Source organism: Bacillus cereus group sp. BfR-BA-01381, from assembly GCF_022663555.1.
GTDB lineage: Bacteria > Bacillota > Bacilli > Bacillales > Bacillaceae_G > Bacillus_A > Bacillus_A pacificus.
On record NZ_JAKUFR010000006.1, the window covers coordinates 100,139 to 106,138 of the forward strand.

Sequence of the window (6,000 nt, forward strand, 5' to 3'; positions counted from 1 at the left end):
TAGCTACGTTTATTGCTGTTGAGAAATACATAATATATCTGTCTGTATAAGATAAAATGAAGAAACATTTCTTTTGGATTTTACAATATGTGTAAGGGGAATCAAGATTTTAATTTGTACTTTAAGTAAGGGAGAAAAGTATTACTTTTTATGCAACGAAGAATGTTAAGTCTCATTCAAAGTTATAAAATAATCCTTTTAAAACAAAATATAGTTTGGCTAAAAATTAGAGGGCATCAATTCATTGGAACAGTAAAAACTGTTTATAGGATTGATGTCTTTTTTTGTTTAAGAACGAGAATATATTTTCTCAACAGGACAAATGATAAATAGCTATAAGTACTACTTATAAGGATAATTGGAAAATAGAAATTAATAATAAAGGGGAATGCGAAATGACAACATTAATATCTAATAGAGATCTAGCTAAAATCCGAGAGGAAGATGTAGATGTATTAAAGGTAATGGCACATCCCGTTCGATTAAAAATTGTAAATGAATTAATGCATCATAAACTGTGTAATGTTACACAGTTGACAGAAATATTAAGGCTCCCGCAATCCACTGTTTCACAGCATCTATCAAAATTAAGGGGAACCGTGCTCCGTGCAGAAAGACGTGGATTAGAGATGCATTATTATATTGATAATGCTAAGGCTCGTCAGATTGTAGGAATTCTAGGTTTGTAGGTTCATAATTCGTAAAAAGTTTTCTAATAGAATCAGTGGCGTGCAAAGTAAAAAGAGTACTTTTCAAAAGTGCTCTTTTTAAGATGTGCATTAAGGCTGGAAATAGGCATCAATAATAATTTAGAAGGAGTGTGCTTAAAATAAAAGATAATTATTTACATTGTTTAATAATTACTTAATAAATTATTAAGTTTGTTACCTTACAAAACTGTAAGGTTATTTCAATTGACACTCATATATATAAGTAACTATACTAGTTACACAATGTTGGTGAATATATTGAATAGTTTCAATCTATAAGTGTATGTCTGAAGATTCTTTTCGGAATAATAGTTCGATTTTAAATTATTCATTTGTAATATAGTGTTAATACCAACTTAATCTATGCTTTATTCTAAGGAGTATTATGTAAAGATTAACTATCAATGATATATTTACTAACTTGTAATAAATTTTTAGAGGTGCTAAATTTTGAAGAACAAATTAATTGCTACAGGAATTCTTGCTGGAAGTCTACTATCTTATTCTTCTAGTATTTTTGCAGATACTCATAAATTCCCAGATGTTCCTGCATGGGCTGACAAATCAGTTACTTATTTAGTTGATAAGCAAGTATTGAATGGTTATCCAGATGGAACTTTTGGTTCAAATGACACATTAGATAGAGCTTCTGCGGCAACCATTATGACAAAGGCTCTTGGTATACACATTGATTTAAATGCAAAACCATCTTTTAAAGATTCACAAAACCACTGGGGAACTCCCTATATTGCCGCAGCTGAAAAGGCAGGAATAATTAAAGGTGAAGGAAATGGAATATTTAACCCTTCTGGAAAAGTTACTCGTGCTGCTATGGCTACTATGCTAGTGAATGCATATAAACTACAAAATAAAAGCACTAACAATGGACAAAGTAAATTTGAAGATTTAAAGGGACATTGGGGTGAAAAGTTCGCAAATATCTTAATTGATTTAAAAATTTCAGTTGGTACAGATAATGGTTGGCAACCAAATAGATTTATAACACGTGCTGAAGCTGCACAACTAACCGCAAAAACAGATATGCTTCAATATAGTCAAAGTAATCCTTTAGAAAATAAAGCAATTATTATTGACCCCGGACATGGCGGCGAAGATCCTGGAAAAAACACAAAGGGATTACCTGAAAGTAAGATTGTACTAGATACTTCTTTACGTCTTCAACAATTGCTTGAAAAACATACTCCATTTACAGTTTTACTAACTCGTGAATCTGATACTAGACCTGGACATGATCAAAAAAGCTCTTTACAGGAACGTGTTAAGTTTGCTAAGCAAAATCAGGGTGATATCTTTATAAGCATTCATGCAAATGCTTTTAACGGTAATGCAAAAGGGACAGAAACATATTACTATAAATCTTCTAAATCTGAAAAAACAAATTCTCATGTGGAAGAAAGTCGTGTTTTAGCTGAAAAAATTCAAGAACGATTAGTAGACGCACTTCAAACACGTGATAGAGGTGTTAAACATGGAGATCTTCATGTTATAAGAGAAAATGACATGCCAGCTGTGTTAACGGAACTTGCTTTTATAGATAATGGTATTGATTACAGTAAGTTATCTACAGAAAATGGAAGACAGATTGCAGCAGAAGCCATTTACGAGGGGATTTTAGATTATTATGAATGGAAGGGGAATAATGTATCTGAATATAGGTTGCAATAGGTAAATGAATATATAGTAATTCTCGAAATAAAGAATTCTATAATTTTTTTGCACTTTTTTAAACAATAATTTTAAATGTATATTTAAAATTATTGTTTAAATCGTTATTCTGTGTTTTAATAATATTGATAATAGTTATCAGTAAAAAGAGATAGAAATTAGCAAAACAAGTGTTGATAGTTATTGTCATAAAGATTAATAAATTTCTACATTGTAACGTTATGAATCTATCTTTAGTATTGAGAGCTAAAAATAATACGTTTATATCTTTTAAATGTTTAAAAAGGAGTGGCTGTCTGTATGAAAAAAGCAAATGGAATAGCTAAAAGTGTTGCGGTAGCGTCGGTTATTATGTCTGGATCACTTGGTTTACAAGCAACATCTGCATTTGCAGATTCTAAAGGAACTGTAGAAAATCTTCAAAATGGTGGAAAAGTCTATAATAGTTTTAAAACTACTTATGACATGAAGCAGAATATTAAAAATTCAATAAAGGTTTCTTTTATTGAGGATCCTTACGCAGATAAAAAGATTGCAATTGTTACCACTGATGGTAGTAATATAGATGCGAAATATACAATTAATGGCGGATACTATAACGCAGGTTTAAAATGGCCATCGGCGTATCATACGGAAGCAGAAATAACAAGTGGTGATAGCGCTCAATTTCATAAAGCTGCCCCAGTGAATACAATGACTTCAGCAAAGGTTACTTCTGAAGTAGGATATACACTTGGCGGAAGTGTGAAAGTTGGGGTAAATGATAAAGGGCCAAATGCCGATGCGAGTATTACAGGTAGCTTTGCTTGGAAAGAAAGTGTATCTTACGATCAAGTAGACTATAAAACGGTATTAGAGACTCATACAGATAAAAAATTGAATTGGAAAGTAGGATTCCAATCGTTTAATTATCCGGAGTGGGGAATTTATAATCGTGATTCATTTAATACTTTCTATGGTAATCAACTATTTATGAAATCACGTAGTTATAATGAAGGAACGAATAATTTTGTTTCAAAAGATACAGTACCTGCTTTAACAGGATATGGTTTTTCTCCTAATGTAGTAGCAGTTATTACTGCTGATAAAACAGAATCTACATCTGATTTAAAAATAACAAATCGTAGAATTTCAGACCAGTACAATATCGAATGGGTAAGTTCAAAATGGTGGGGAACAAATAATAAAGATACATATAATGAGTTCTTTACAAACAACTATAAATTAGACTGGAAAAACCATCAAGTTACTCTTGATAACCAAAAAGCCCTTGTAGAACAAATGAGTAGTATCAACAATGTGAATAACCAACTTAACAAAGGAAAAGGGAAATTATCTTTTTCAATGAATGGAAACCAACTCAAAGCGACATCTAGCAATGCTGGTTATGGTATCAGTTACGAAGATAAAAATTGGGGTATCTTTGTAAATGGTGAAAAGGTCTACACGTTTAATGAAAAAACAACTGTAGGTAATATCTCAAATGACATTAACAAATTAAACATCAAAGGACCTTATATTGAGATTAAACAAATCTAATCAGCAAACGAAGTACAATTGATGGATAATTATTTCATCAAGATATGAGTATAAAGGTTTATGTTAAATCTGCATAACGTAATGAAAGGACCAGAGTTTATCTGTAAAAACAGATAAACTCTGGTCCTTATTATTGTTTGTTCATTCTTATACTCAATTAGAAAAGAGTGTGAAGTATTGGAAAGCTATTCATGCTACACAGCGGGATATTGTTTTAAGTATGGTGTTTATTTTTATTTCATTTTTAAATGAATTCTTTGTATGATGACATAGGACAGGAGAGATTTAGGAGATGTACGTTGTGTGGCCAATAGTTTAAAGTAATCAAGACTTCATCGGTTGTTAAGTTACTACTTTAAATATATAATTAAATTTCATTAAAAAGATACTCTATTCAAAGTCCGTATTGGATTTTTGAAGTGAAATATATATTATTTGAGGTGTGTAAAATGGGGAAGTCTCGAGAGCAGACGATGGAAAATATTTTGAAGGCTGCTAAGAAAAAATTTGGAGAGCGTGGCTACGAAGGTACGAGCATACAAGAAATTGCAAAAGAAGCGAAAGTCAATGTTGCTATGGCTTCTTACTATTTTAATGGGAAAGAAAACCTATATTATGAGGTGTTTAAGAAATATGGGCTTGCAAATGAGTTACCTAATTTTCTTGAGAAGAATCAATTTAATCCTATTAATGCTCTAAGAGAATATTTAACAGTTTTTACTACACATATAAAAGAAAATCCTGAAATTGGCACATTGGCCTATGAGGAGATTATTAAGGAAAGTGCAAGATTAGAAAAGATTAAACCGTATTTTATAGGTAGTTTTGAACAGTTAAAAGCAATATTACAGGAGGGTGAAAAACAAGGAGTTTTTCATTTTTTCTCTATAAATCATACGATCCATTGGATCACTTCTATTGTTTTATTTCCAAAGTTTAAAAAGTTCATTGATTCTTTAGGACCAACTGAAACGAATGATACAAATCATGAATGGATGCCAGAAGACTTAGTGAACAGGATTATTTCTGCTTTAACAGATAAGCCTAACATGTAAATTATTCATTGTTTATGAATTTTCATTTTCCTATTAAAAAGCCTAATTTCTCAATGTATTGTAGAAAGATTAGGCTTTTTTGGACATTTCATTTTAAAATTATTTTATTATTTATTGTTTATTACATTTGAAATAACTTTTAATGTGTATAAGCACGTGATAAGTAAATTAAATAAACAAAGGCCCTGCAAAAAATACAGGGCCGAATACAGGGTTAAGGGAACGCATAGTTTCTTAGTAACATATTAGCATAAACTTTTCATGTAACTACATAAGAGTTTTGACAAATTTAAGAACAAGATAGAGAGTTTTTAAGAATAAATACAGTACTGAAAATTAGGGTTGTGATTTAAATGTTAGCGTTGTTATATCGTTAAAAAACAGATGAGTATTTTAATCATATATTGAAGAAATATTTTTTGATTAGGTTAAAAGAGAACGCTGTCAATTTAATATGCGTTATACCCAAATAATTTTAAATCTTCCCCTGAGTCTGAAATGATCTCTTCGAACTTCAATCCTACTTTTTCTAAAAGCTTTCCTGAATGGATGTTATCAATAGTAGTAATTGCTACTATTCGTTTCAGTCCTAGTTTTTGTACACCGTATTCGATTACAGCAGAGGCTGACTCGTAGCCATATCCTTTTGAACGGAATTCTTCTAAAAAGGCAAAGCCGATATCAACATCTTCTAATGAATCCCTTTTAATAAGACCGCACATACCAAGTGAAGTGAAATCTTCTTTTCGTTCTACTAAGTAAAGGCCAAAGCCCATTTTATTATACATATCGATGGGTCCGTTTAAGATGTATTTTTTTGCATCTTCTAAGTTTTTAATCCTTTTATCACCGATATACTGAATCCATGCAGGATCGTTTACTAATTTAAGAATAAATGGAGCATCTTTTATATCAAACCAGCGAAGAACGAGGCGTTCAGTTTCAAGAACTATCAATCCAATGCACCACCTTTAACATTTATAATCATTAGTATGGATTGTGTAATACAA

5 protein-coding genes are annotated in these 6,000 nt (G+C 31.0%); 4 read left to right on the top strand and 1 reads right to left on the bottom strand.

Annotation, left to right across the window (positions count from 1 at the left end; translation table 11 throughout):
• Positions 1-395: 395 nt before the first annotated feature.
• From MR079_RS03740 to hlyIIR, 4 genes are all read left to right on the top strand, one after another.
• Positions 396-689 (top strand): ArsR/SmtB family transcription factor, encoded by a 294-nt coding sequence (locus tag MR079_RS03740; protein ID WP_000209271.1) that lies wholly within the window; start codon positions 396-398, stop codon positions 687-689.
• 471 nt (positions 690-1,160) lie between these two features.
• Positions 1,161-2,396 carry an N-acetylmuramoyl-L-alanine amidase gene (locus MR079_RS03745; RefSeq protein WP_000791593.1) on the top strand — a complete coding sequence of 412 codons (1,236 nt, stop codon included), beginning with the start codon at positions 1,161-1,163 and terminating at the stop codon, positions 2,394-2,396.
• 300 nt (positions 2,397-2,696) lie between these two features.
• Complete coding sequence (gene hlyII, locus MR079_RS03750) at positions 2,697-3,935, top strand: hemolysin II HlyII (protein ID WP_000710127.1); 1,239 nt, start codon at positions 2,697-2,699, stop codon at positions 3,933-3,935.
• Between the two features lie 449 nt (positions 3,936-4,384).
• Positions 4,385-4,990 carry a hemolysin II regulator HlyIIR gene (hlyIIR, locus tag MR079_RS03755; protein WP_000520492.1) on the top strand — a complete coding sequence of 202 codons (606 nt, stop codon included), beginning with the start codon at positions 4,385-4,387 and terminating at the stop codon, positions 4,988-4,990.
• Positions 4,991-5,439: 449 nt separating this feature from the next.
• Here hlyIIR and MR079_RS03760 read toward each other — a convergent pair whose 3' ends face one another.
• Positions 5,440-5,946 carry a GNAT family N-acetyltransferase gene (locus MR079_RS03760; RefSeq protein WP_000636229.1) on the bottom strand — a complete coding sequence of 169 codons (507 nt, stop codon included), beginning with the start codon at positions 5,944-5,946 and terminating at the stop codon, positions 5,440-5,442.
• Positions 5,947-6,000: the final 54 nt, after the last annotated feature.